We start from the raw sequence: 22,759 nt of genomic DNA on the forward strand, positions 1-22,759 counted from the left end.
CGCCCATGATCACGGCCCTCACCAGCACCGCGGAACAATGGGAACGAGCGCTATTGGGGCGGTGCGATTTTTCCTGCCAGGACCGTGTTCCATCTGTTCCATCCTGTAGGCGTTTGCCGCCTGCCCGGTCCAAAGCGCGCATGGGCCGCACATGCGCCAGCTCTCTGGCCGATTTGATCTGGCTCAAGGATCGGTTCCTCCAACCGCGCTAGGCCACGCTGCAACACACGAGAAAGGACACACGCATGTCGCAGCACACACCGAACGAACTGACCAAGATCTTCGAAAGAGATCGCGAGCTGGTCACGCAGCTCAAGACGCAGGATGCGCATTTCGCGCGCCTCGCCGACGAATATCACGAGGTGAACCGCCAGGTGCACCGGATCGAGGCAGAGACCGAAGCGGCGAGCGACGAGCGCTTCGAAGCGCTCAAGAAGCAGCGCCTCAAGCTGCTCGACGAGATCACCGCGATCGTCACACGGGCGCGGGCGGCGGCCTGACCGGCCCCGCTTGCATCGCCTCACTGCAGGTGCAAACCTGCGCGTCCATCGGCGGGAGTCGCCTGCCTCACAGGAGAAGTGGTCATGACCAAACTCGACATAATCGCCCGTTCCATCCTGCCGCTCGGTGCGGCGCTCGCGCTGGCTGCCTGTGGCGGCGAGGCCGAGGAGCCGACCTATGAGGCCGATGCGGAGGACCTGAGCGGCGGCGAGCTGATCGTCACCGAGGAGGATCCCGATGCGGTGCCGGTCGACACGCCCGACACGCCGATGACCCCGGTGCCGGAAGAAGGTGGTGAACCCGCCGAATAGGGCCGCGCTTCCCTCCCGACCTCCGCCTTGCTAACACTGCGCGTGCAGGGTCGACGGGTCGCGCCACGTCCGGGAGGGGCATATGGTGCTGGGAGTCGGCCGCCGCGCGCGGAACCTTGAAGAATTCGGAGCGAACATGGGCGCGCTGGCCGGGCTGACCGAGCCGGCGCCTCGGCATGCGGTCACGCCTCAGGACGGCGATGTCTACATCACCAGCTGGGCCAAGAGCGGCACCACGATGACGCAGCAGATGTTCCACCAGCTGCGCATGGTCGCCGCTACCGGCAAGACAGACATGGACTTCGACGACATCAGCCGGATGACGCCGTGGGAGGACACCGCGACGATCCTCGACATGGATATGAATGCGCCCCAGCGGGCCCATCCGCGCGGTTTCAAGAGCCACCGCGAATACGAGCGGCTGCCTGCGGGATCGCGCTATATCGTGACGCTGCGCGACCCGCACGAGACCTTCGTCTCGATGCACCGCTTTTTCGATGGCTGGCACCTCGAAAGCGGGGCGATCTCGCTCGAGGAATTCATGCCGCTTTGGCTCGGCGGTGGGCCGGGCGGCTGCGACTACTTCACTCACTTGCTGAGCTGGTACGCGCGCCGTGACGAGGACGACACGCTGCTCGTCACCTATCGCTGGGCGGCGAAGAACCAGCCCGCGATGATCCGCATGATGGCCGGTTTCCTGGGATTGGACCTGAGCGAAGAGGATGTCGCCGCCGTCGCAGCGAGCACGTCGCGCGAATTCATGCATGAGTACAAGGACCGGTTCGACGATGCGATGGTCTGCGCCGTGATGGATGAGAAGCTGGGCATTCCGGCCTCGAGCGATTCGACCAAGGTGCAGGCGGCCGGCAGCGACAAGAAGTCCGTGCCCGAAGCGATCGCCGCCGAGATCGACCGCATGTGGGCAGAGCGCGTCGAGCCGGTAACCGGCCACGCTGACTACGCTTCGCTGGCAGCGGAGATCGACGCGCGCGCGGGTTAGCCGGATTGCGCGCCAGGCTGTCCTAGAAGAGCAGGGTCTGGGGGTCCGGCATCGGCTCGCGCCGCTGGGCCTTCATGAGGCTCATCACGCTGCGCACGCCGAACCAGATCGCGATGATCGGGAACATGAGCAGCCCGATGAACACGATGCTGAGCAGCGTCGCGACGATACCTGCGAGGAATGCGTACCAGAATGTCCTGATCAGGTAGCTGTAGTGCGAGGCCATCCACTCCTCATCGTTTTCGCCCTGCCATACGTGGGCCAGAACGATGCCGATGAGACCGGTGATACCGGTCACGAAGCTGGCGAGATAGAGGATCGAGACGATGGTCGGCCGGTTGGCATCGAAGCCTTGCGAGGGCTGCGGTGGGCGGCGGCGTTCTTCGACCGGCGGCGGCTGCGTGCCCAAGCGTACGCGGTCACCTTCGAGATTGTTTCTGTCGTCGGCCATGCTGTCCCTCCCAGAAAATGCGATGACGGCGAGTGTAAGTCATTTGGGAGCAAAGGTAAAACGCAGGGCTTGACCCTTGCGATTACTGTATTATTCAAGCCATACACCAAGGGAGAGAACGATGTCCGCCTTAGCCGCAATACTGCTTGCCCAGGCCGCGCCCGCCGTGGTCGAAGTGCCTGTGCCTATGCCCGTCGGCGAGGAAATGACGGCGCGCATCGAGGCCAACGATGCAAAGCTGTTCTGGGGGTTCTTCGAAGGCTGCGATCCCGACATGGTCGCGCCGATGCTTCATGCCGACTTTCGCATGATCCACGATCTTGTCGGCTTGCCCGCATCGAGCGCGGAGGAGTTCATCGGGCAGGCGCGCAAGAATTGCGACAGCCGCAAACCGGGCCAGCCGAACGAAGGCTACAAGAACCGGCGCCTGCTGGTCCCCGGCAGCCGGACGATCGGCAAGCTCGGCGAATGGGGCGCGCTCGAAGAGGCGTATCACACCTTCCATGAATGGCGCGGCGAAGAGATCGGCTGGGTACAGACCGGTGGCGGGCGTTACCTGCATATCTGGCAATGGATGCCGGAAGAGGGGCGCTTCCGCCTGCTCGAAAGCCTGAGTCTCGATCACGGCCCCGCGCCGCAATATCCACCGGCCACCGACTAGCGTTCCTCCCCTGTATCAAAAGCTCTGGCGGGCAGGCTTCCTACCCGTTAAGCCATTGGCAACAGGGAGGACTGTCATGAAATTTCACCACGCGCTTGTCGCGTCGTTTTCGGCCATGGCGTTGGGCGGATGCGTTACCACCGTCGCGCCTCAGACCGATGCCAATACCGACTTCTATCTCGCCCGCATGCTCGCCGGGGAATCCGCTGTCAGCGGCGGCGAACTCGACAAGGCGCTGGCCGAGGCGGCGCAGCACCCGCTTGGCTCCAGGCAGAACCCCGTGCGCGCTTCGCGTCCGCAGGGTCAGCGCGCCTATCTCTCGCGCCTGCGCTGCGCCGATTTGTCGCGCCCCGAATTCACCCGCGCCGGCAATGTCGGCATGGGACCTTTCGGCAATATCGTCGACGCCTATGTCGTGACCTGTGCCGGCAGCGAACCGGCCGAACGCACGATTTACATGGACATGTACCATGCCGGCTACGTCGAGAACGAGGCTGTCGAAGGCTACGGCATCACCGGCGGGAAGCCCGAATGATGCGCCGACCCGCCTCGGCTGCACTCGCCGGAGCGCTGCTCCTCGCGCCGCTCTCGCTGGCCGCGCAGGATCAGCAGCCCGACGGCGATCCCGTAATGACGGTGCGCGACACTGACGAGCGAATGAATGCGGCGAAAGCAAAAGCGCTCGAGACGAGTGATAAATGGCTTGCGATTCTCGCCGACCCGCCCCTCGGCACGGCGAACATCACCTTCAAGTTCCCGCTCGAAGGATATGAGCATATCTGGGTCGATAATGTCGCCCGCGACGGTGCCTATCTGACCGGGCGGCTCCAGAACAATCCGCATGCGGAAGGCTGGCGTATGGGCGATCCGGTGCGCGTGCCAATCAGCGAGATCAGCGATTGGGGCTATGTGGACCCGGTTGGGAAAGCGCACGGCTTCTACACCGTTCGGGTCATGCTGGACTACATGCCTCCCGAAGAAGCAGCTGCGGTCCGCAAGTCTTACGGTTGGGACGAGTGAGCTGATCGCCCGAGACTGATCGTGCTCACCAGCCCCAGGCTGGAGGCGGCGATTCCACCGGTTCCGTCAGGTCGAATTCGACCCGGAACAGCCTGCTCGGGTCGTTCCTGCGCGTGAGCTGGTAGGCAAAGCGCGCGTTCTCGGTGCCCGCCGGGTCTACTTCCACCCGCCAGACATTGGTCAGAGAGGCATTCAGTCCCTCGCGCTCGAACAACGCGATCGAGTAGGCGTCGACAGGGAAGTCCTGTGCGCCGGCGCTTCCTGCCGTTGCGGTGTCTCCGCCATACTGCGTCACGGCATCCTCCTCGCCGTCATCGTGGCGGTGATCATGCTTGAGCCGCAGTCCTTCACCGGTTCGCGAGATGAGCCAGGTGCGCGACCTGTCCCATCCGCTGCCGTCGGCTTCCTCGACATGGAAGGCGATGGCGATGCGATCCTCATCGCAGCTCGCCCAATGTGCGACCATTGTCCGACCCGCCCAGTCCGCATCGCGCTCGTCTTCGCTGGCGAGCGCGCCTTCGTAGGCCTTGCCGCAATGGCTTTCGAGCGCTTGCCAGAAGCCGGGGGCACCCTCGGTGTCTTGCACGGTCGAGCATGCGGCAAGCAACAGGGCGAAGGAGGGCAGGAAATGTCTGATGTGCATTGGGGGACCATACACAAGCTGGCGCATTACGGAACGCTCTCGTCTCCAACCCATTGGGAATGCAACGATGTAATCAAACTGGAGACTACGCATGAACGACCCTGTACCCGATACCAAGGCCCCCGGAACCCGCTGGATGTGGGTGGGCGTGATCGTGCTGATAGCGGTGGCTTTCGTCTTCGTGCTCTTCAACACGGATGGCGACGCGGGACCGGAGACCATTCCCGATGAGGCCATCACCACCACCGAAGAGCGGTTGAACACCGATCTCGACCTTGCCGGCGATGATGAGTTGCCGCCAGTCAATGGCGCCGAGAACGACACGACCATCACGGCCGAGGGCGGTGAAGTCGAGGTCGTGACCGACCCTGAAACCGCCGAATAGGGCTGAAGCCCCTTCCGCCCGCGCTGCGGGCAAGCTAACGCCTGCGCTGTTCGAAACAGCGCGGGCGTTTCTTTTCGATGACCGAGACCACAGCCACCGACACACAGGGCGCGAGCGCCAAGGCGCAGACGCTGATCGAGGCCCTGCCCTATTTCCAGCGATATGCGGGCAAGAGCTTCGTGGTGAAATACGGTGGCAACGCGATGGGCGACGAAGACGCCGCGCGCGAATTTGCCGAGGACGTCGTGCTGCTGAAGGCGGTCGGGATCAACCCGGTCGTCGTCCATGGCGGAGGTCCGCAGATTGGGGCCATGCTCGAGAAGCTAGGTGTCGAGACCAAGTTCGTCGACGGCCTGCGCGTGACCGACAAGGCGACTGCAGAGGTCGCGGAGATGGTCCTCTCAGGTGCGATCAACAAGTCGATCGTCGGCTCGATCGCGCGGGCCGGCGGGAAGGCGGTCGGCCTTTCGGGCAAGGACGGCGGGCTGGTGACGGCACGCAAAGTCGAACGCACGACCAAGGACCCGGAAAGCAATATCGAGAAGGCGCTCGACCTCGGCTTCGTGGGCGAGCCCAGCGCAGTCGACACGACCATCATCGAGACCGCGACTGCGGCGGGCATGATCCCCGTGATCGCGCCCATCGGCAGCGATGCGGAGGGCCATACCTACAATATCAACGCCGACACCATGGCGGGCGCGCTTGCGGCGGCGCTGGGTGCGGCGCGCCTGTTGCTGCTGACCGATGTCAGCGGCGTGCTCGACAAGCAGGGCAATCTGCTCACCGACCTCACTCCAGCCGATATCGCCAAGCTGCGCGAGGACGGCACGATCAGCGGCGGGATGATACCCAAGCTCGAGACCTGCGTGAATGCAGTCGAGGCAGGCTGCGAGGCGGCGGTCGTTCTCGACGGGCGCGTGCCGCATGCGATGCTGCTCGAATTCTTCACCCAGCGCGGTGCCGGTACACTGATAAGCGCTGCTTAGGGGTGGCGGGAGCGAGCGGCCTCTTGTAGAGGCTGTGCCACCGGGATTGCCAAACAGCCAACGGGGTTCGACCTAAGTGCTCATCACCCTCTACCAGATCATCGAAATGATCACGTCCATCTTCGTGATGCTGATCATCATCCAGTTCATCATCGGCCTGCTGTTCGCGTTCAACGTGGTCGGCCGCAACGAATTCCTGATGAGCGTCTATGATGCCATCAACCGCCTGCTCGATCCGGTCCTCGGGCCCATCCGCAGGCTGATGCCCAATACCGGTGCGATCGATTTCTCGCCGCTGGTCCTGATCATCGTGCTGCAGATCATCCTGATCGTGCTGCGCAACATCATCCTCGCCGTATGACCGCAGAACGGATCGACGGGAAAGCCTTCGCCGCATTGCTGCGCGAACGCGTCGGTGCGCTCGCTTCGCAGTTCGAAGGCAAGTCGGGCCGCAAGGCAGGCCTCGCGGTGGTTCTGGTTGGCGAGGATCCTGCAAGCCAGGTCTATGTGCGGAGCAAGCACAAGGCGACTGTCGCTGCGGGCATGGAAAGCTTCGAACACCGGCTGCCCGCCGATACCTCGGAGGCCGACCTTCTCGGGCTGGTGGACCAGCTCAACAGGGACGATGCCGTGGACGGTATCCTCGTGCAGCTTCCCCTTCCGGACCATCTCGACGAGCAGGCGGTCATCGCCAGCATCAGCCCCGACAAGGATGTCGACGGTTTCCACGTCACGAATGCGGGCCGGCTCGCCGTGGGCCAGAGCGGCTTCGTGCCCTGCACCCCGCTCGGCTGCATGATGTTGCTGACCGACCGGCTGGGCGATCTCTCGGGCCTCGAAGCTGTCGTGATCGGCCGTTCGAATATCGTCGGCAAGCCGATGGCGCAGCTGCTGCTCGACGCCAACGCGACTGTCACGATCGCGCATAGCCGGACGAAGGACCTGCCCGCTGTGGTCAAGCGCGCGGACATCGTCGTTGCCGCGGTGGGCCGGGCCGAGATGGTCAAAGCCGAGTGGCTGAAGGACGGTGCGACAGTGATCGACGTCGGCATCAACCGGCTTCCCCCCGCCGAGGGCGAGGAGAAAGGCCGCCTGGTCGGCGATGTCGACTATTCTGGTGCGCAGGGAGTTGCCGGAGCGATCACGCCCGTGCCCGGAGGCGTGGGCCCGATGACCATCGCCGTGCTGCTGCGCAATACGCTGGTCGCGGCCTATCGCAATGCAGGCCTCGAGGTGCCCTCGAGCCTGTGATCACCCGTGCACTCTCGATCGTGGCTCTGGCGGCAATGCTCGCAGGCTGCGCTCAGCAGAGGTTCTCGCGCGACGCCTATGCGCGCGCGCTTTACTCCGCACCCGGTGCGGCGCAGCCCAGCCGGATCGTCGCCCGCGAAATAGAGAAGCTGCAGCGCGCGCGCGAGGTGGGCCGCAGGTCGGCGCTGTCCGCATTCGCTTCGGCCAACTCCACACTCCTTCACGGAGGCGAGCTGGCCGCAAGCTGGACGCCCAAGCTCGTCTGGATGAGCTGCGACGGGCGTTTCGCGGTCAGCGACGGCCGCTTCGAAACTGCCGATGGCGAGGTGGGTGAGTACGTCACCAGCTGGCGCCGTAATCTCTCGGGCGACTACGACTGGCTGCAGACGATGGCCGCGCTCGACGATCCGCAGCCGCCGAAGCGCCCCGAACAGCCGGCGCCGCAGCCTGGCGAGATCGTGGTCGACGGCCTCGTATCCGCCGATGGCAGGGTGGCCGATTGCAAGACACCGCCCGGCGCGCTTCCGCCTGCTGCCGACGGCATGACGGAAATGCGTTCGCGCGACCGGACGCTCGCCTGGCGCTGGAATGCCGACGGCGCCGGACGCAATTTCGAAGTCATGGCCTGGACCGCAGACGGCTGGGCCACGGTGATGGACCATAGCTGGCCCGCGCAGGAGCAAGAATGACCCAGCTTTTCCTCTCAGCTTTCATTACGCTGTTCGTGGTGATCGACCCGCCGGGGTGCGCGCCGATCTACGCCGGGCTGACCAAGGGCGCGACGCAGGCGCAGCGCCGCAACATGGCGATCCGCGCATCCTTCATCGCGGGCGTGATCCTGCTGATATTCGCCCTCTTCGGAGAGCAGTTGCTCGGCGCGCTCCACATCGACCTCGACAGCTTCCGCATCGCGGGCGGCCTCATGCTGTTCTGGATCGCCTTCGAAATGGTCTTCGAGAAGCGCACCCAACGCCGCGAGGAGCGTGCAGAGAAAGTCGCTGCCACGCCCGAGGTCGAGGACGTCTCCATCTTCCCTATGGCGATCCCGATGCTGGCCGGCCCCGGCGCGATCGCCGCGATAATGCTGCTCATGAACGAGGCGGACGATCTCACCGAGACGCTGACGGTTCTTGGTGCATTGGGGGCAGTGCTCTTGATCACCATGCTCGCGCTGATTGCAGCCGGCCCGCTGTTGCGGCTGCTCGGCGACAAGGTCGAAGCCGCGATTACCCGCGTCCTCGGCGTGCTGCTGGCAGCGCTCGCGGCGCAATATGTCATCGACGGGCTGCGCGGCTCTTTCGGGATCTAGCGCCATTCGCGCCCGGTTCACCTCGGGGCGTTAGAGTGCCGGTGATGCGCTTCTTTCCGGCTCTTGTCGCCCTGGCCTTCGCCGTCCCTTCGGCCGCGCAGCCGCTGCCGAACTACGACATGGAGGAGCTTCGCAGCGCCATTGCGAAGAAGGACCTCGGCAAGATCGCGGTCCTCGCGGCGGAACAAGGCGGGGAGCGGGTATTCCTCGAGCACTTCGACGGCGAGGATGCCGGAACGCCGATCGACATACGCTCGGCGGGCAAGTCAATCACCGCGCTCGCAGTCGGCACGGCAATTGCCGACGGCGCGCTCGCCGATACGCAAGTGAAGGTCTGGCCCTATCTCGGGCGGCCGCGCGGCGACCCCTGGGATTCGATAACGGTGGGTGACCTTCTAGGAATGTCCTCGGCGCTCGACTGCAACGACTGGGATCGCAAGTCGCCCGGGCAGGAAGAGCGCATGTATCGCACGCGAGTCTGGCGGGACTTCGCCCTCGACTTGCCGGCACGCGATTACGAACGCGACACGCGGGGCGAAGGCCCGTTCTCCTATTGCACGGCTGGCGTGTTCCTCTTGGGGCAGGTCGTCGAGAAAGCGACCGGCCAGCGCTTCGACACCTATGTTCAGCAGCGCATCTTTGACCCGCTCGGTATCGAGGGCGTAGTCTGGCGTACCTCGCGCAGCGGTGAGATCCAGTCGGGCGGCCAGCTCACTATCGGCGCCGAGGCACTTCTGAAGATCGGCCGTCTCGTGCTCGACAAGGGCCGCTGGGAGGGCGAACAACTCATTCCCGAAAGCTGGATCAGGGAGATGGTCGCGCCGCGCCACCAGCTAGGCCAGCATGTGCATTATGGAAGTCTGTGGTGGTCGACACCGCTGCGCTCGCCGCGTGGTTACGAGGGCGCTGTGATGATGAAGGGCAATGGCGGGAATATTGTCGCGCTTGTGCCCACCTATGATGCGGTGCTCGTCGTGCAAGCGGAGAACTATAATCGGAAGGATGCCGAACGGTATGCCTTCACTGCGCTCACTGCCATGCTCGGTGCGCTCAAGGCGCCCGAAGGCATCACTGCAGAGTAACGATCTCGTCCCCGTCGTCGCGCAGAGCGAAGAATTGCATCAGCTGGATCATGAGTTCGCAGCGTTCCGATAGGGTTCCGGCCTCGAGCAGCGCCTGCTTGGCCGCCGGATCGAAGGGCGCGATCTGGGCAACGCCATTGATCAGTGTCTCGTCGTCCAGCCGTTCGACCGAATCCCAGTCGACCGAATAACCCTGCATGGCGGCGAAGCGCTTGGCCTCGAACTCGAAGCCGGCGCGCTCGACGCTGGCGAGCACCTCGCCTTCGGGGTCCTCGATCAGCTCTGCCTCGACCTGGCGGAAGGTAGTGGTTACATTGAGTTCGCGCAGCACGCGGAATCGTGCCTCGCCTTCGAGGACGATATTGTAGCGGCCGTCCTCCAGCGCCTCGACATCGCCGATGCGCCCGACGCACCCGATCTCATATAGCTGAGAACCCTCGCCGTTCCGCTGCGGCTGGACCATTCCGATGAGCCGGTCCTTGGCAAGTGCGCTGCCGACGAGCTCGCGGTAGCGCGGCTCGAAGATATGCAGCGGCAGCTGCAGGCCCGGGAAAAGGATTGCACCGGGCAGAGGAAATATGGAGAGGCGCCGTGTCAAACCGTGCTTATCCGAAAAGCAGCTTCGAAAGCCGGCGCCGTGTGGTCACGACCCAGGGATCCTCAAGGCCGATGGCATTGAAGATGTCGAGCAGCTTGGTGCGCGCAGCGCCCTCGTTCCACTCGCGATCGGCTTCGATCATGGCGAGCAATTCGTCTGCGGCCGCATCGCGGTCGCCAGCGGCAAAGGCTGCTTCGGCATAGGCCAGCCGCGCATCCATGTCGGCGGGGTTTGCCTGTGCCTTCTCGCGCAGGGCAGCGAGTTCGCCGTCATCGACTTTGTTGCCCGCCAGCTCGAGTGCAGCCTTGGCGTTCTCGATCTGCGGGTCGCTTGCAAGCGCCGGGTTCGCCTCGGCCGCGGCCAGCACGCCTTTTGCTTCCTCGACCTGGTCGGCCTGCGTCAGCGCGCGGATCAGGCCCGCGTGGGCGGCGGCATTGTCGGGCGCCATTTCGGTCACCTGCGCGAACAAGCCTGCTGCACGCGCGGCATCGCCCTCGCCAAGGATTTGCTCGCCCATCGCGATATACTGTTCGACCTGCTGCGCCATCTGCGCTTCTGCACCGCCCGCATCGCCGCCTTGGATGGGCAGCTGCGAGAGGATCTGGTCGAGCGTCTGCTTCAATTGCGATTCGCTGCGGGCATTGGTCAGGTCTGCAACCGGCTGGCCCTGGAACATGGCGTAGATCGTCGGGATCGACTGCACCTGGAACTGCGCGGCGATGAACTTCTCTTGGTCGACATCGACCTTCACCAGCACCACGCCCTTGTCGGCATATTCGGCGGCGACCTTTTCAAGCAGCGGGGCGATCGCCTTGCAGGGCCCGCACCAGTCGGCATAGAAATCGAGGATGACGAGCTTGCTCATCGAGGGCTCGACGACATCCTGCTTGAATTTCTCGACTGCCTTCTGCTCGTCGATGCTCAGCCCCATGCTTGCCACGTAATATCGCCTTTCATGCGTTGGATTGTTCGCTCCCCATGTGGGCCTTCACGCGCGAATGTGAAGGGGCGGAGGTGCGCCTGCAAGGCTTGCGAAAATTTGCGCATTTTTTTGCTTGCGGGACTCACGAGGCGTTGCTAACTGCGCGCCTCCCCACCGGGCCACGCCCGGTAGAGCGCCAGTGAGCGGGCGTAGCTCAGGGGTAGAGCACAACCTTGCCAAGGTTGGGGTCGGGCGTTCGAATCGCCTCGCCCGCTCCATTTTCTCCATATCGAGAACGATCGACACACGGCCCTGCCGTGCAGTTTGTCGTGCGTATATGCAATTCGTCGCGAAAATCGTTGCGGTTGCAAAATGAAACGTTATTACGCACCGATATGTTGTATCACACCTCATCGCTTCGCCGCAGCTTTGCTGCATCGTTGTCATTGATTGCCGTGGCGGCAGCCACGCCGACACTGGCGCAGGACCAGTCCGCCGAGGAAGAGGTCGAGACGACCACCGCCGAGGATGACCTGCACAATCGCCGGATCGGCCCGGACGGTACGATCATCGTCAGCGCCGAGGGCCTGCGCCAGTTCGACCTGCTGGCAGGTACCAGCGTGATCGATGGCGAAGAGCTCGACCGGAACATGGACGGCCAGCTCGGCGAAGTGCTGACCGACCTGCCCGGCGTGACCGCCACCGGCTTCGCTCCCGGAGCATCGCGCCCGATCCTGCGCGGTTTCTCCGGCGAGCGTGTGAAGGTGCTGGTCGACGGCATCGGTGCCATCGACGTTTCGAACACTTCGGCCGACCACGCCGTCTCGATCGATCCGCTGACCGCCGAGAGCATCGAGGTCCTGCGCGGCCCGGCAGTGCTTCTCTACGGTAGCCAGGCCATCGGCGGCGCCGTCAACGTGATCGACAAGCGCATCCCGCGACGCGTCCCTGCAGAAGATTTCCACCTCGACGCGCTCGTCCGTGCCGACACCGTCTCCGACCTTCGCGAAGGCGGTGCATCGCTCGACGTGCCGCTCGGCGGCGGCTTTGTCTTCCATGTCGACGGCGTTTACCGCGAGACCGACGACCTCGAAGTGCCCGGCTTCGTCCTCTCCGACGATCTTCGTGCAGACCTTCTCGCCGATGCGGAAGAGGAAGAAGCCGAGGGTGAATTCGAGGAAGCCGAAGAGCTTCGCGAGGCAGCGAATGCGGAAGGAACGCTTTTCAATAGCGGCACCGAGACTTGGGCGGCCAATGGTGGCCTGGCCTTCTTCCAGAACGGCTCCAGCCTCGGCGTGTCCTTCGGCGTCTACGACACCTTCTATGGCGTACCCATCCTTCCCGGCGCTCACCACCATGAAGAAGGTGAAGAGGAGATCGAGGAAGAGGAAGAAGGCCCCGAGACCGTCAGCATCGGCCTGCGTCAGTACCGCGCCGATATGCGCGGCGACATCCTGCTGGGAAGCGGTTTCTTCCAGCGCCTGAAAATCCGCGCGGGCTATTCCGACTACACCCACACCGAATTCGAAGGTGACGAAGTCGGCACCGTATTCGATGTCGAGGGCATCGAGGCGCGCGCCGAGCTGGTCCAGAACCCAAACGGCGTGCTGCGCGGTTCGATCGGTACGCAGCTCTATATACGCGATTTCCAGGCCGAAGGCGCCGAAGCCTACGTAGCCCCGAACAGCACTGAACAGCTCGCGTTCTTCGCACTGCAGGAATATGGCGATGGTCCCCTCCAGCTTGAAGGCTCGCTGCGTTTCGAGACCACCGATGTCGAATCGACGCCGCTGGGCATCGAGCGCGATTTCAATGCGTTCTCCGGCGCGGTCGGTCTTGCATATGACCTGACCCCGAACTTCCGCACCGGCATCAATCTCTCGCGCGTGGCGCGCGCACCGAGTGCCGAGGAGCTGTTCTCCGAAGGCCCGCACATTGCCACCCAGCAATTCGAAATCGGCGATCCCGACCTCAGTCTCGAAAAGGCATGGGGCGTGGAGGTCTTCGCTCGCGGCAGCCTCGGCCCGGTCGACCTTTCGGTCGCCGCATACCGCCAATGGTTCGATGACTTCATCTACCTGAGCGGCACCGGCGCCGAGGAAGACGAACTACCGGTCTTCGTCTACCTGCAGGAAGACGCGACCTACACGGGCATCGAAGGCCAGCTGGCCTGGAACTTCATCGACACGGACGGGCTCGATGTGACTGCCGACCTGCGCGCATCCTACATCGATGCAGAGCTAGACAACGGCTTCAACGTGCCGCGTATCCCGCCGCTCAGCCTGCTGGGCGCGCTGGAAGCCGACACCGGCAACCTGACGCTGCGCGGCGAAGTTGAATGGTTCGACGACCAGACCGAGGTTTCGCCCTTCGAGACGGAAACCGACGGCTTCACCTTCGTCAACGCCTCGGCAATTTGGCGGCCGTTGGCCGACGATCCGACGCTGGCGGTGATCCTCAAGGCGGAGAACATCTTCGACGAGACCGGTCGTCGCCACTCGAGCTTTACGAAGGAATTCGTGCCGCTCCCGGGCCGCAACTTCAGCGTCGCAGTACGCCTTAGCCTCTGATCAGGAAGATCGGGCTGAATGATCGAGGGGAGCGCCGGGCGCTCCCCTTCTTCGTTGGTCAGTCCTCTACAGCGAAGGTGAGGTGCGCATGGTCGCGCAGGCGCTCGACCAGCGCTTCGCCGAGGAACGAGCCGGGCGTGCCCACGCCGCCCTCGGCATCGCTTTCGAGCAGCGCCATGCCGGTCTCGCCGATCATGCGGCTGGTTGAACCGTAGCCCGGATCGAACTTGCCCTTCACGCCGTATTTTATGGTCTTTCCGTCGGGCCATTCGCCCGTGAACAGTACGTCGTAGAAACCGTTTTCGCGCTCTTCCTTGGTCGGGCCCTCACCCGGCTTGGGCGGCTTGGCACCGAACGGGTTCTTCATCATCTCGACCATGGCGTTGGCTGCTGCCTTGCCTGCATCGCCGGGGCTGGTGAGGACCATCTCGTCATAGCGGAAGTCCTCGCCATAGGGGTGGCCGCGCAGGAAGTTGGTGCGATGGACGTTCTTAGTGTTGATCGGCGCCATGACGAAAGGCGCGGCCCACTTGCCGAGCGCGTCTTCATAGTGCGGCACCATGCCCGAGGGCTGCTCGGGGCCTTCGAAGCCCGGCGTCAGCGCGAAGGGATCGCGCAGGATGCCAATGATCTTCGGGTTCTTCATTGCCGCCTTCATGGTGGCGCCGAGGCTGGCTGCCGTACCGCCCGAGAACGTCCCCTGCATCGCGCGCACGCGGCCCTTCACGCGCGGCGCGGGCGATCCCTCACGCGCCACGGCTTCCTTCTGGAGCATCAGCACGCCGAGATCGAACGGGATCGAATCGAAGCCCGAAGAGAAGCAGATGCGGGCGCCGCTCGCCTTTGCGGCCTCGTGGTGCTGCTGGATCTTCTCGGCCATCCAGGCAGGTTCGCCGCACAGGTCGGCATAGTCGGTGCCCGTCTTCACGCAGGCCTCGACCAGCGCGTCGCCATAAAGCTGGTAGGGACCGACTGTCGTCAGGACGACCTTTGCGCGCTTGCACATGGCCTCAAGGCTCGCCGGGTCTTCGGCATCTGCCACGATCATTGGAGTGGTGGAGGGTGCGCCGATCTCGTCGCGAACCGCGGTCAGCTTGTCTTCGCTGCGGCCTGCCATCGCCCATTTCGGGCCGTTTGCCGCACTACCGTACTCGCGCACGAAATGCTCTGCGACGAGGCGGCCGGTGTAGCCGGTTGCGCCATAGACGATGATGTCGAATTCACGATCTGCCATTATTGCATCTCCCATTTTCAAGGGACGATGTGCGCCGAGCAGGTACGAGAGTCAAAGACGCAGCGTCAGCGCCGCATGCGGGTCAGAGCCGCGGTAGCGTGACTCCCCGCTGGCCCATGTATTTGCCGGCACGGTCGGCATAGGTCACTTCGGGGCGCTCGTTACCCTGTAGGAACAGGAACTGGCAGGCGCCTTCATTGGCATAGATCTTCGCTGGCAGCGGTGTCGTGTTCGAGAACTCGAGCGTGACGTGGCCTTCCCAGCCCGGTTCGAGCGGGGTGACGTTCACGATGATCCCGCAGCGCGCATAGGTGCTCTTGCCGAGGCAGATCACCAGCACGTCGTCCGGAATGCGGAAATACTCGACCGTGCGTGCCAGAGCGAAGCTGTTGGGTGGGATGATACAGACGTCGGTCTGCTTGTCGACGAAGCTGTTGCTGGCGAAATCCTTCGGATCGACCACTGCGCTGTCGATGTTGGTGAAGATCTTGAACTCGTCCGCCACGCGCGCGTCGTAGCCGAAGCTCGACAGGCCGTAGGAGATGTTTCCCTCGCGGCGCTGGGCCTCGGTGAAGGGTTCGATCATGCCGCGGGTCGTTGCCGCCTCGCGGATCCATTTGTCGGAGAGAATCGCCATGCGTGATTGATTCCGCATGGGCGGCCTCGCGGCAAGCGGGAGGGGCATTTAATCCCCTCCCGTGTGCGGGCCTCAGGCGTCGGAGAAGAAGGCTTCCTCTTCCCAGCGCTGCCAGTCGCGATTGTAGCTGAACTCGATCCAGTCATAGGCATTGTCGAGCACGCGCGTCTCACGCACGCCGAATGAATTCGATGCACCTTTCACGAAGCGGATCGCACCGGTTGCCCCATCCTTCACGAATCGGATGCGCTGACCGTCGACATAACCGTGGTCGGCCCCGCCCAGCGGCGTGCGGGCAAGCGTCATGTCGGCGATGATGCCGCTGGTCATTTCCACCGTCATGAACGGGGCACAGGGTAGCAGTTCGCCCGGACCGGAAAGCTGCGGCAGCTTGTACCAGCCGCGCGGCCAGAAATTGCTGGTCGGCTCGGATGCCGCATAGGTCACCCGGGGCATCGACGCCGGCGTTGCTCCGCCATGAGGCACGCCGCCACCTGCACTCGCACCGGCGACATGCAGCTCGCAGGAACGATCGATATAGCCGGTCCAGAAACAGCCGAGCCACTGGTGGCCCTGCTCCTGCGCATAACGGGTGCGATGATGCGCGATCCTGATCCGCACGTTCGAGGGTGGCAGCTTGTAGATCCCCGCAGGCGCTCCGGACACGGGTTCGGTCAGGCTGTCGACCCCGTAGAATTCAAGTGCGTGTATGCCCGTCTTGCGGTCGAGCCAGGATTCGATCGTGAGGTCGGTATCGCGAAGCGCCAGTGCCTCTCCGCCATTGAGCGAAATGCCGCAGTCGATCGTCCGGATGCTGCCGCGCACCCAGCTTGCGAAACGCAGCGAACGGATATCGCGGAACTCGCAATTCTCGAGCAGCGTGAGCGGCGGAGCGAGGGTTTCGTCACGCGTGGGATAGGCCTGCGCGAAATAGACGCCATTGGCCGAACCGCTGCCGAGCCCCATGGCGTCGCAATCGTACCAGGTGCAATTGCGATAGATCGCGCGATTCTTGGCCACGTCCTCCTGCGCCTGGAAGCAGTCGCCGAAGCTGCAATCGACCGCGAGGATCTCCGCATCGACACCGGGATTGAGCGCGCTGCCATTGCTGGTGGCGAAGCGGCAGCGTGTGAGCTCTATCCGCTCGACTGCGTCGGCCTCGCCCGCGGTGAAGAAGATCTCTCCCTTCCAGCCGATCATGTCGGTGTCGCGGCAGACGATCTCGCCGGCAAAGCAGTCCTGCAGCCACAGCGCCTTGTCGGTAATGTCCCAGCCGTCACCCGTCTGGGCATCGGCGGGCCACTCGTAAGCGCCGGTGTGCTGGCGATTGCCCTTTAAGACCAGCCGGTCGAGTTCGAGCCGGCCGATGGAGCGGTTGCCCGCGCCCGGATCGCTGACGTCGCCCTGTAGCAGGAGGCCGCCGCCGCGCCAGACAGCGAGCGTCGGGTCGCTGCCCGATGTGGCGACCAGCTGGTAATCGCTCTCCGGGTCCCCGCCATCGAGAGCACGGAAATCCAGCACGGTCCGTTCCGCCGCGCAGCCGCGAAGCGCAATCGAGGCGCGCACGACGAGCGGATGGCCGTCCTCTGCGCGCTTGTCCTCGGCGGGCGAGAGGCGCGGCGTGCAGTGGAGACGGTAGAGAGGCGCTTCGAACCGGACTTCGCTTGCGCCGACGGCATGGGCGTAGTCGATCGCGGCCTGGATCGCAGGCTGGTCGTTGATTGCACTGTCACCAGCAGCGCCGCCTTGTTCGACCGCGAACGCACCTGCCTCGGGCAGGAGGCGGAAGATGCGCCCGTTCTCGGTTTGGAAGACAAAGCGTGGGTGGGCGGCCAGCAGGGCAGCGTCACATAGCGCATCGCTGATGTATCGCGCCGCGCCCTTGCCGGGCACCGCATATCCTGTCGATTCCAGGAGCGAGACTTCGGCGGACGGAGAGCGACGGGCGAGGTCGGGGAAGAGCGCGGGAAGTCCCTGCGCGGCGCGGGTGGCGAGTCCCATTGCGGGGAGGGCGAGCGCGCTCATTGCGAAATCCTGTAGCCAAGCGTGCCCGAGGAAATTCGGCAGTCAAGCCAGAGGGATGCGTCGCTTTCGCTTTCCTCCCAAACCGGCTCGCACGCATTGGCGGTGAAACTGCCCCAGGGCGCTCCCGCAAGTGTGAGCGGTTGGAGGGTCGCGCCGCCGTCGGTCGAGCGCTTGAGCGTGACGCTGCCCTCCCAGTCGCCCGTGAGGCTGCAATAGACCGGGGTCATTGCAGCCGGGGCAAAGGGGCCTGCGATCACGTCAGTCGTGCTCTGCCCCTCGAGCGGGGCGGGCACGCTCGGCGGAGATGCGTGGACTGGAAGCGGGCGCGCATCGGCGACGAGGGCGAGATTGCCAGTACCATCGTCGAGGCCGAGCGCGAAGGCGGGCGCGAAGCCGCCGGGGGTCTGCAGGGGAACAGGCTCGCTCATATGTTTGGTTCCTTGATCTGATCGAACGAGCCAAACCGGTTAATCACGTGCCTGCGAGTAGGAAAATGCTTTTTGGACTTCGCCTGCAACGCCGCTAGAGCGTTGTGCGATGCAGGTGGCTGTCTTCCATCCCGGTACCCAGCACAGTCGCCAGACGGCTTTGGCCCTGCAGGAGCTTGGCCGGCTGGCATTCCTCGCGACCGGACTGTTCGATCACCCTGACAATTTCCTGCGACATTTCGCGCAGCGTCTCCCGCAGGGCCTGGCGCGCCAGGTCGAGGGGGAGCTTGCGCGCTTTGCCTTTGCCCGTTTGGACCCTGACAAGGTTCGCGCAATGCCGGCCTATGAACTGCCTGAACGAATTGCCGCGCGACTTGGTGCTCGCCGGCTGGCAGGAATGCTGGACACAGGTCTGAACCGGGCGTTCGGTCGGAAGTCTGCTGCGATGGCAGGGGCGGAGGGTCCGCTGGCGCTATGGGGCTACGACGGCTCATCCGCCTCGGCCTTCACCGACAAACGGACGCGCGGTTGCTACAAGATCCTCGACCGGACGACCGCGGATAGCCGGTCATGGAACCTGGAGCGCGAGCGGATTGCGGAAACCCATGGCGACTGGCTGGGTGAAGGTTCGCCCGCCTGGAGCAAGCGCCGCATCGAACGCGACGATATCGAATTCGAGGCCGCCGACACCATCGTGTGCGGCAGCCCCTTCGTGATGCAGACGATCCGCGAACATTCGCCGTTGCCTGGAGTGGCCGACAAGCTCGAACTGCTGCCCTATTGCTTCGATGCGGAGCTGTTCGCGAGCGCGAAGCCGATTGTGCCCGCAGCGAAGGGGGAACCGGTCCGTTTCCTGTTCGCCGGGCAGGTGTCCGCGCGAAAAGGTGTGCAACACCTGCTCGAGGCAATTGAATGCCTGCCCGCCAGTGATGCGCGCCTGACGCTGCTCGGTCCTGTCGCCGTTCCGGACAAGATCCTCGCGCGGTATCGTGATCGCGTCGATATCGTCGGGCCGGTCTCGCGCAGCGAAGTCCCCGCAATCATGCGGCAACATCACGCGCTGGTGTTCCCGAGCCACAACGAGGGTTCTGCGGTCGTGCTCCTCGAGGCCATGGCTTCCGGGCTAGCCATCATCCAGACCGCGGCTTCGGGGATGGGGGCCAGTATGCAAAGCGGTTTCGTCCTCGACCGCCCCTCAGCCGGTCCCGTGGAACAGGCCATGCGCAGTTTGATCGACGATCGCGAGATGCTGCAGGCGATGCGAGAAGCGGCGAAGGCGGAGGCCGCCGCGCACGACTTCAGCGCCTATCGTGCGAGCATCGATTCCCTGCTTGAGCGCAAGGGCATCTAGCCCAGCAGCCGCTCCAGACCCTCCTCGAAGCAATCGACCACCGACTCTTTCGACCAGGCCGTGCGGGCACGCTCGCGAGCGGCATCGCCCATTGTCTTGCGGTAGTCGGGATGAGCCGTCAGCGCATCAATGGCGGTAACGATCGCTGCAGGCGTTTCGGGCGGCACGACGATGCCGCTGCCGACAAGCTCTCGGGCAATGCCGGTACCCGGCCGCACGGTCGCGACAACAGGCCTGCCCGAGGCGAGCATGTTGCCGAGCTTCGAGGGGAGAACGAGATCGGCAGCGTCATGCAGCTGCGGAAGCAGATGGATGTCGGCCATGGTCAAGAGGTCGCCCATGCGCTTCTCCGGCTGGAGATCGTGGAAGATCACGTTTTGCAGCCCTTGGGCCAGTGCCTCGAGGTTCTCGCGATTGGGGCCTTCACCGCAAATGACGAAAAGCACGTCCTTGCGATCCGCCATCAATCGCGCAGCCTCTATCACCACATCGAGGCCCTGCTTGTTGGCGATATTGCCCGAATAGAGCGCAACAGTCCTGTCACCAACACCCCATGCCTCGCGGTAATGCCGGGGGTCGCCGCGGGAAATCGCATCCGAGTGATTGGCCCAATTGCGCATTTCAAGGATGCGTTCTTCGACAACGCCTTTCTCACGCAGCAGCTCGCACATCGGATGGCTGATGGTCGAAACAAGGTCCGCAGAATGCAGCATGCGGTCCTCGAAGCGCGCAGCCGCATCGGCCGTCCGGCTGCCGCGATCGATGAGCCCTGTGGCGAGCGCTGCACCGACCTCGAAGTCCTGCACATGCAGCCACAGCGGCACGCCCGCGCGGCGCGCCATGCGCAAGGCGACGGGAGCGGCGATCATGGCCGGCGCTACGGCAAATACGAGGTCCGGCTTCATCTCGCGGCGCGCCCTGCGGGCAGTGGGATAAGCGCTGCTGGCAAAACTCGCGTGATGGGCGATGCGCCGCGAACCGGTCGGGTTAGCAGGTATGTAATGGGGGCAGCGGGTAATCTTGACGCCGCCTTCGATCGAGGATTTCCACCTTCGCTTGAAACGCGGGTAGAGTTTCCATTCGGGATAGTAGGGCTGGCCCACGATAGCGCGCACTTCGTGACCCCGCGCGACCAGCGCTTCTGCGAGACCGGTGCTGTACGGCCCGATGCCGATGGGCTCGGGAGCGTAATTCAGTCCGATGAAAAGGATGCGACGGCCAGCCATCGAGCCGTCACGCCGCGTGGAGGCCCTTGGTCGATCTTGCCCCGCCGTCCGCTGCAACAAGACCGTCGAAGATCGCATCGACGATATGCGCGAGCTTGTCCTCGGTTAGCCGGTCGCCGAGCATGGCGATGCTGTAGGGCTGGAGATAGGTCGAAACGATCTGGTTGATCACCGATCGCGCGAAATCGACGTCGAGGCCCTTCAAATGTCCCTCAGCCTGCGCCTCTGCGATGATCTCGCACAGGTAGTGGTCGCCGAGGTCAATGTAGCTTTGCGCGTACTCGAAATAGCGTTCGCCCATCTCGATGTAGAGGCGGAAGGCGGCCGGATCTTCCTGGAAATTCTTCTGCAGGCGGACGAAGCGCCTTGCCACGAATTCGTACATTTTTCGGCGCGGGGGGAGATCGCTCGCCATCACCTCGTCCATGATTGCGATATAGGGCGCGAACCATTCGCCGGTGATGGCATCGAGAAGGTCGCTTTCCTCGGGAAACACGACATCGAGCCGCGAACGCGCGATCTTGAGCTCGGCAGCTAGCCGCAACCGGGTCACTTCCTCGCCGGTGCGCTCCATCAGCGCCATTGCCTCGCGCGCGAAGCGGCTGCGCATCTGATCGATTTCGTCTTCGCTCACTGGCGTTGTTTCCCTCAAGATTGGCGCCAATGTAGCCATTCACGCGGAAGGTTAAACCCCGCTGAGCCTTGATTAAGCGCTTTTCTTGGGCGGCATGGGAATGAAGGCGGAGGTGCGTTTCTTGTATTCCTCGTAGCCGGGGCGCGAATGTTTCATGCCCTTCTCGAGCAATGCCGCGCCCGACCACTTCACCAGCGTGAAGGTAAGGAAAAGCGGTCCGGCCACGGTCCACAGGGCGACTTCCCAGCTGACGCTGGCGACAACAAGCCAGATGCCCCACCAGGCACAAGCATCGCCGAAATAATTCGGGTGACGGGTATAGCGCCACAGGCCCTTGTCCATGACCTCGCCCTTGTTCGAAGGGTCCTTCTTGAACTGCGACAACTGCCAATCGCCGACCCACTCGAAGAAAATGCCCACGAAGTAGAGCGCAAGACCGGCTATGGTGAGAGCGGTCACCTGCTGCGCGGGATCGCTCGAGAGAATGCCGACCTGTGCGGGCGAGGAGACGAGAAACAGCAGAAGCGCCTGCCCGAGCCAGATCTTGGTCAGCGCGGCGAAGGCGAAACGGCCCTTCTCGCGGTCCTTCCTGAGCATGCGTTCGTAGCGCTTGTCTTCGCCTTCCGCGCGCCAGCGGCGCAGGAGATAGATGCCGAGGCGCAGGCCCCACGCGGCCGTCATGGCGAGAAGGAGATGCGCGAGGATCCCGCGCTCTTCCAATTGCACCCAGCTGGTGAAGGCCATCAGCGCCATGCCCGCACCCCAGAAGCTGTCGATGAAGGAGACGTCGTCGATCTTCACCGAGATCGCCCAAAGGACCAGCACGACCGCCACCAGCACAGCGGCATTCACAAGCAGCATCTCAACCATCGGCGCGTTCCTCCTCGATCAGCTTCCGGGCCTGCGCTTCGAGCACGTCGAAGCGGTGGTAACCCGGGAGCTTGGATTGCATGAAACGGGTGATTTCGGCGAGCGTCTCGCCATAGCTTTCTGTCGGAACGATGGGCGGGCCGAAGCCCAGCGTCATCGTGTCGTTGTTCACATAGGCAGGCACGATCGGCACGTTTGCCGCGCGGGCGATATGATAGAAGCCGGATTTCCAGCTGCCGTCGGTCGAACGTGTGCCTTCTGCGGCTATCACCAGCGCTAGGCGCTCGCGTTTGGCGAATTCTTCTGCAACCTGCTCGGTGACGTTGGCGCGCTTCCTCCGGTCGACAGATATGCCGCCCATGTCGAACATGAAGTTGCGCATCATGCCCTGGAACAGCGTGTGCTTGCCCATGAAATTGGGCTGCACGCCTTCCTCGGCGGTGGCGCCGATGAAGAAAACGAAATCCCAGTTGGAAGTATGCGGCGCACCAGCGATCACGAACTTGTCGAGATCGGGTAACCCCCCTCGATCTTCCAGCCCTTCCAGCGGTACAGCACCATGATGATGCGCCGCACGATCCGGCTCAGCAGCGACGGCTTTCGAAAATTGGCTCTGGGCATTCTCTCTCCTGCCTGCGAGGCCTAGCAGCTACGCTACGGAAAG

General features: G+C 63.8%; 28 protein-coding genes and 1 tRNA gene. 16 read left to right on the top strand and 13 right to left on the bottom strand.

Annotated elements, in window-relative coordinates; genetic code table 11:
* The first annotated feature begins 245 nt into the window (after positions 1 to 245).
* From ACZ1G8_RS07020 to ACZ1G8_RS07030, 3 genes are all read left to right on the top strand, one after another.
* Positions 246 to 500 carry a YdcH family protein gene (locus ACZ1G8_RS07020; protein ID WP_472678749.1) on the top strand — a complete coding sequence of 85 codons (255 nt, stop codon included), beginning with the start codon at positions 246 to 248 and terminating at the stop codon, positions 498 to 500.
* A gap of 84 nt (positions 501 to 584) precedes the next feature.
* Positions 585 to 812 (top strand): hypothetical protein, encoded by a 228-nt coding sequence (locus ACZ1G8_RS07025; RefSeq protein WP_472678750.1) that lies wholly within the window; start codon positions 585 to 587, stop codon positions 810 to 812.
* An 82-nt stretch (positions 813 to 894) separates the two neighbouring features.
* Positions 895 to 1,812 carry a sulfotransferase domain-containing protein gene (locus ACZ1G8_RS07030; protein WP_472678751.1) on the top strand — a complete coding sequence of 306 codons (918 nt, stop codon included), beginning with the start codon at positions 895 to 897 and terminating at the stop codon, positions 1,810 to 1,812.
* Positions 1,813 to 1,834: 22 nt separating this feature from the next.
* Here the strand turns inward: ACZ1G8_RS07030 and ACZ1G8_RS07035 are convergent, their stop codons facing one another.
* Positions 1,835 to 2,263, bottom strand: coding sequence for a DUF4870 family protein (locus ACZ1G8_RS07035; RefSeq protein ID WP_472678752.1), 429 nt, complete (start codon positions 2,261 to 2,263; stop codon positions 1,835 to 1,837).
* Positions 2,264 to 2,384: 121 nt separating this feature from the next.
* On the opposite strand from ACZ1G8_RS07035, the gene ACZ1G8_RS07040 reads away from it, so the two are divergent.
* From ACZ1G8_RS07040 to ACZ1G8_RS07050, 3 genes are all read left to right on the top strand, one after another.
* The gene (locus tag ACZ1G8_RS07040) at positions 2,385 to 2,924 is read left to right on the top strand and encodes a DUF4440 domain-containing protein (RefSeq protein ID WP_472678754.1); all 540 of its coding nucleotides are present in this window, start codon (positions 2,385 to 2,387) and stop codon (positions 2,922 to 2,924) included.
* A gap of 76 nt (positions 2,925 to 3,000) precedes the next feature.
* Positions 3,001 to 3,459 (top strand): hypothetical protein, encoded by a 459-nt coding sequence (locus tag ACZ1G8_RS07045; protein WP_472678756.1) that lies wholly within the window; start codon positions 3,001 to 3,003, stop codon positions 3,457 to 3,459.
* Positions 3,456 to 3,944 carry a DUF2314 domain-containing protein gene (locus ACZ1G8_RS07050; RefSeq protein ID WP_472678758.1) on the top strand — a complete coding sequence of 163 codons (489 nt, stop codon included), beginning with the start codon at positions 3,456 to 3,458 and terminating at the stop codon, positions 3,942 to 3,944. Before ACZ1G8_RS07045 ends, ACZ1G8_RS07050 begins: the two co-directional genes overlap by 4 nt.
* Before the next feature lie 25 nt (positions 3,945 to 3,969).
* On the opposite strand, the gene ACZ1G8_RS07055 is transcribed toward ACZ1G8_RS07050, so the two are convergent.
* Positions 3,970 to 4,587 carry a hypothetical protein gene (locus ACZ1G8_RS07055; RefSeq protein WP_472678760.1) on the bottom strand — a complete coding sequence of 206 codons (618 nt, stop codon included), beginning with the start codon at positions 4,585 to 4,587 and terminating at the stop codon, positions 3,970 to 3,972.
* Positions 4,588 to 4,678: 91 nt separating this feature from the next.
* Between ACZ1G8_RS07055 and ACZ1G8_RS07060 the strand changes: the two genes are divergently transcribed.
* The 7 genes from ACZ1G8_RS07060 (at position 4,679) to ACZ1G8_RS07090 (ending at position 9,600) form a co-directional block, all read left to right on the top strand.
* Positions 4,679 to 4,972: a hypothetical protein gene (locus tag ACZ1G8_RS07060; RefSeq protein ID WP_472678762.1), complete on the top strand. Its 294-nt coding sequence runs from the start codon at positions 4,679 to 4,681 to the stop codon at positions 4,970 to 4,972.
* Positions 4,973 to 5,049: 77 nt separating this feature from the next.
* The gene (argB, locus tag ACZ1G8_RS07065) at positions 5,050 to 5,958 is read left to right on the top strand and encodes an acetylglutamate kinase (protein ID WP_472678764.1); all 909 of its coding nucleotides are present in this window, start codon (positions 5,050 to 5,052) and stop codon (positions 5,956 to 5,958) included.
* Between the two features lie 76 nt (positions 5,959 to 6,034).
* Complete coding sequence (locus ACZ1G8_RS07070; protein WP_315900210.1) at positions 6,035 to 6,319, top strand: YggT family protein; 285 nt, start codon at positions 6,035 to 6,037, stop codon at positions 6,317 to 6,319.
* The gene (folD, locus tag ACZ1G8_RS07075) at positions 6,316 to 7,209 is read left to right on the top strand and encodes a bifunctional methylenetetrahydrofolate dehydrogenase/methenyltetrahydrofolate cyclohydrolase FolD (protein WP_472678766.1); all 894 of its coding nucleotides are present in this window, start codon (positions 6,316 to 6,318) and stop codon (positions 7,207 to 7,209) included. Before ACZ1G8_RS07070 ends, folD begins: the two co-directional genes overlap by 4 nt.
* Positions 7,206 to 7,898, top strand: coding sequence for a hypothetical protein (locus tag ACZ1G8_RS07080; protein ID WP_472678768.1), 693 nt, complete (start codon positions 7,206 to 7,208; stop codon positions 7,896 to 7,898). The genes folD and ACZ1G8_RS07080 overlap by 4 nt, the downstream gene beginning before the upstream one ends.
* Complete coding sequence (locus ACZ1G8_RS07085) at positions 7,895 to 8,518, top strand: MarC family protein (protein ID WP_472678770.1); 624 nt, start codon at positions 7,895 to 7,897, stop codon at positions 8,516 to 8,518. The genes ACZ1G8_RS07080 and ACZ1G8_RS07085 overlap by 4 nt, the downstream gene beginning before the upstream one ends.
* 44 nt (positions 8,519 to 8,562) lie before the next feature.
* Complete coding sequence (locus ACZ1G8_RS07090; RefSeq protein WP_472681210.1) at positions 8,563 to 9,600, top strand: serine hydrolase domain-containing protein; 1,038 nt, start codon at positions 8,563 to 8,565, stop codon at positions 9,598 to 9,600.
* On the opposite strand, the gene ACZ1G8_RS07095 is transcribed toward ACZ1G8_RS07090, so the two are convergent.
* Positions 9,587 to 10,198, bottom strand: a complete 612-nt coding sequence (locus tag ACZ1G8_RS07095; RefSeq protein ID WP_472678771.1) for an LON peptidase substrate-binding domain-containing protein — start codon at positions 10,196 to 10,198, stop codon at positions 9,587 to 9,589. The two genes, ACZ1G8_RS07090 and ACZ1G8_RS07095, sit on opposite strands and share 14 nt — an antisense overlap.
* A gap of 7 nt (positions 10,199 to 10,205) precedes the next feature.
* Complete coding sequence (locus tag ACZ1G8_RS07100; RefSeq protein WP_472681212.1) at positions 10,206 to 11,129, bottom strand: tetratricopeptide repeat protein; 924 nt, start codon at positions 11,127 to 11,129, stop codon at positions 10,206 to 10,208.
* A gap of 194 nt (positions 11,130 to 11,323) precedes the next feature.
* Here ACZ1G8_RS07100 and ACZ1G8_RS07105 point away from each other — a divergent pair.
* Both ACZ1G8_RS07105 and ACZ1G8_RS07110 read left to right on the top strand, forming a co-directional pair.
* A tRNA-Gly gene (locus tag ACZ1G8_RS07105) sits at positions 11,324 to 11,398 on the top strand.
* A 117-nt stretch (positions 11,399 to 11,515) separates the two neighbouring features.
* Complete coding sequence (locus tag ACZ1G8_RS07110) at positions 11,516 to 13,690, top strand: TonB-dependent receptor (RefSeq protein WP_472678772.1); 2,175 nt, start codon at positions 11,516 to 11,518, stop codon at positions 13,688 to 13,690.
* Positions 13,691 to 13,748: 58 nt separating this feature from the next.
* On the opposite strand, the gene ACZ1G8_RS07115 is transcribed toward ACZ1G8_RS07110, so the two are convergent.
* From ACZ1G8_RS07115 to ACZ1G8_RS07130, 4 genes are all read right to left on the bottom strand, one after another.
* Entirely contained in the window at positions 13,749 to 14,924 is a 1,176-nt protein-coding gene (locus tag ACZ1G8_RS07115) for a saccharopine dehydrogenase family protein (RefSeq protein WP_472678773.1), read from the bottom strand.
* A gap of 82 nt (positions 14,925 to 15,006) precedes the next feature.
* The gene (gene dcd, locus ACZ1G8_RS07120) at positions 15,007 to 15,561 is read right to left on the bottom strand and encodes a dCTP deaminase (protein ID WP_221427078.1); all 555 of its coding nucleotides are present in this window, start codon (positions 15,559 to 15,561) and stop codon (positions 15,007 to 15,009) included.
* 72 nt (positions 15,562 to 15,633) lie between these two features.
* The gene (locus ACZ1G8_RS07125; protein WP_472678774.1) at positions 15,634 to 17,586 is read right to left on the bottom strand and encodes a hypothetical protein; all 1,953 of its coding nucleotides are present in this window, start codon (positions 17,584 to 17,586) and stop codon (positions 15,634 to 15,636) included.
* Positions 17,583 to 18,014, bottom strand: a complete 432-nt coding sequence (locus ACZ1G8_RS07130) for a hypothetical protein (protein ID WP_472678776.1) — start codon at positions 18,012 to 18,014, stop codon at positions 17,583 to 17,585. The genes ACZ1G8_RS07125 and ACZ1G8_RS07130 overlap by 4 nt, the downstream gene beginning before the upstream one ends.
* A 160-nt stretch (positions 18,015 to 18,174) precedes the next feature.
* Between ACZ1G8_RS07130 and ACZ1G8_RS07135 the strand changes: the two genes are divergently transcribed.
* A complete protein-coding gene (locus ACZ1G8_RS07135) occupies positions 18,175 to 19,365 on the top strand; it encodes a glycosyltransferase family 4 protein (RefSeq protein ID WP_472678778.1) in 1,191 nt (396 codons plus the stop codon).
* Here ACZ1G8_RS07135 and ACZ1G8_RS07140 read toward each other — a convergent pair.
* The 5 genes from ACZ1G8_RS07140 to ACZ1G8_RS07160 form a co-directional block, all read right to left on the bottom strand.
* Entirely contained in the window at positions 19,362 to 20,591 is a 1,230-nt protein-coding gene (locus ACZ1G8_RS07140) for a WcaI family glycosyltransferase (RefSeq protein WP_472678780.1), read from the bottom strand. The two genes, ACZ1G8_RS07135 and ACZ1G8_RS07140, sit on opposite strands and share 4 nt — an antisense overlap.
* Positions 20,592 to 20,598: 7 nt before the next feature.
* Entirely contained in the window at positions 20,599 to 21,225 is a 627-nt protein-coding gene (locus ACZ1G8_RS07145) for a hypothetical protein (protein ID WP_472678781.1), read from the bottom strand.
* 72 nt (positions 21,226 to 21,297) lie between these two features.
* A complete protein-coding gene (locus ACZ1G8_RS07150; protein WP_472678782.1) occupies positions 21,298 to 22,095 on the bottom strand; it encodes a DUF1295 domain-containing protein in 798 nt (265 codons plus the stop codon).
* A complete protein-coding gene (locus ACZ1G8_RS07155) occupies positions 22,088 to 22,594 on the bottom strand; it encodes a 1-acyl-sn-glycerol-3-phosphate acyltransferase (protein WP_472678783.1) in 507 nt (168 codons plus the stop codon). Before ACZ1G8_RS07155 ends, ACZ1G8_RS07150 begins: the two co-directional genes overlap by 8 nt.
* Positions 22,591 to 22,716: a hypothetical protein gene (locus ACZ1G8_RS07160; RefSeq protein WP_472678784.1), complete on the bottom strand. Its 126-nt coding sequence runs from the start codon at positions 22,714 to 22,716 to the stop codon at positions 22,591 to 22,593. Before ACZ1G8_RS07160 ends, ACZ1G8_RS07155 begins: the two co-directional genes overlap by 4 nt.
* Positions 22,717 to 22,759: the final 43 nt, after the last annotated feature.

The sequence above is a fragment of the Qipengyuania sp. BR81-2 genome, assembly GCF_055693895.1.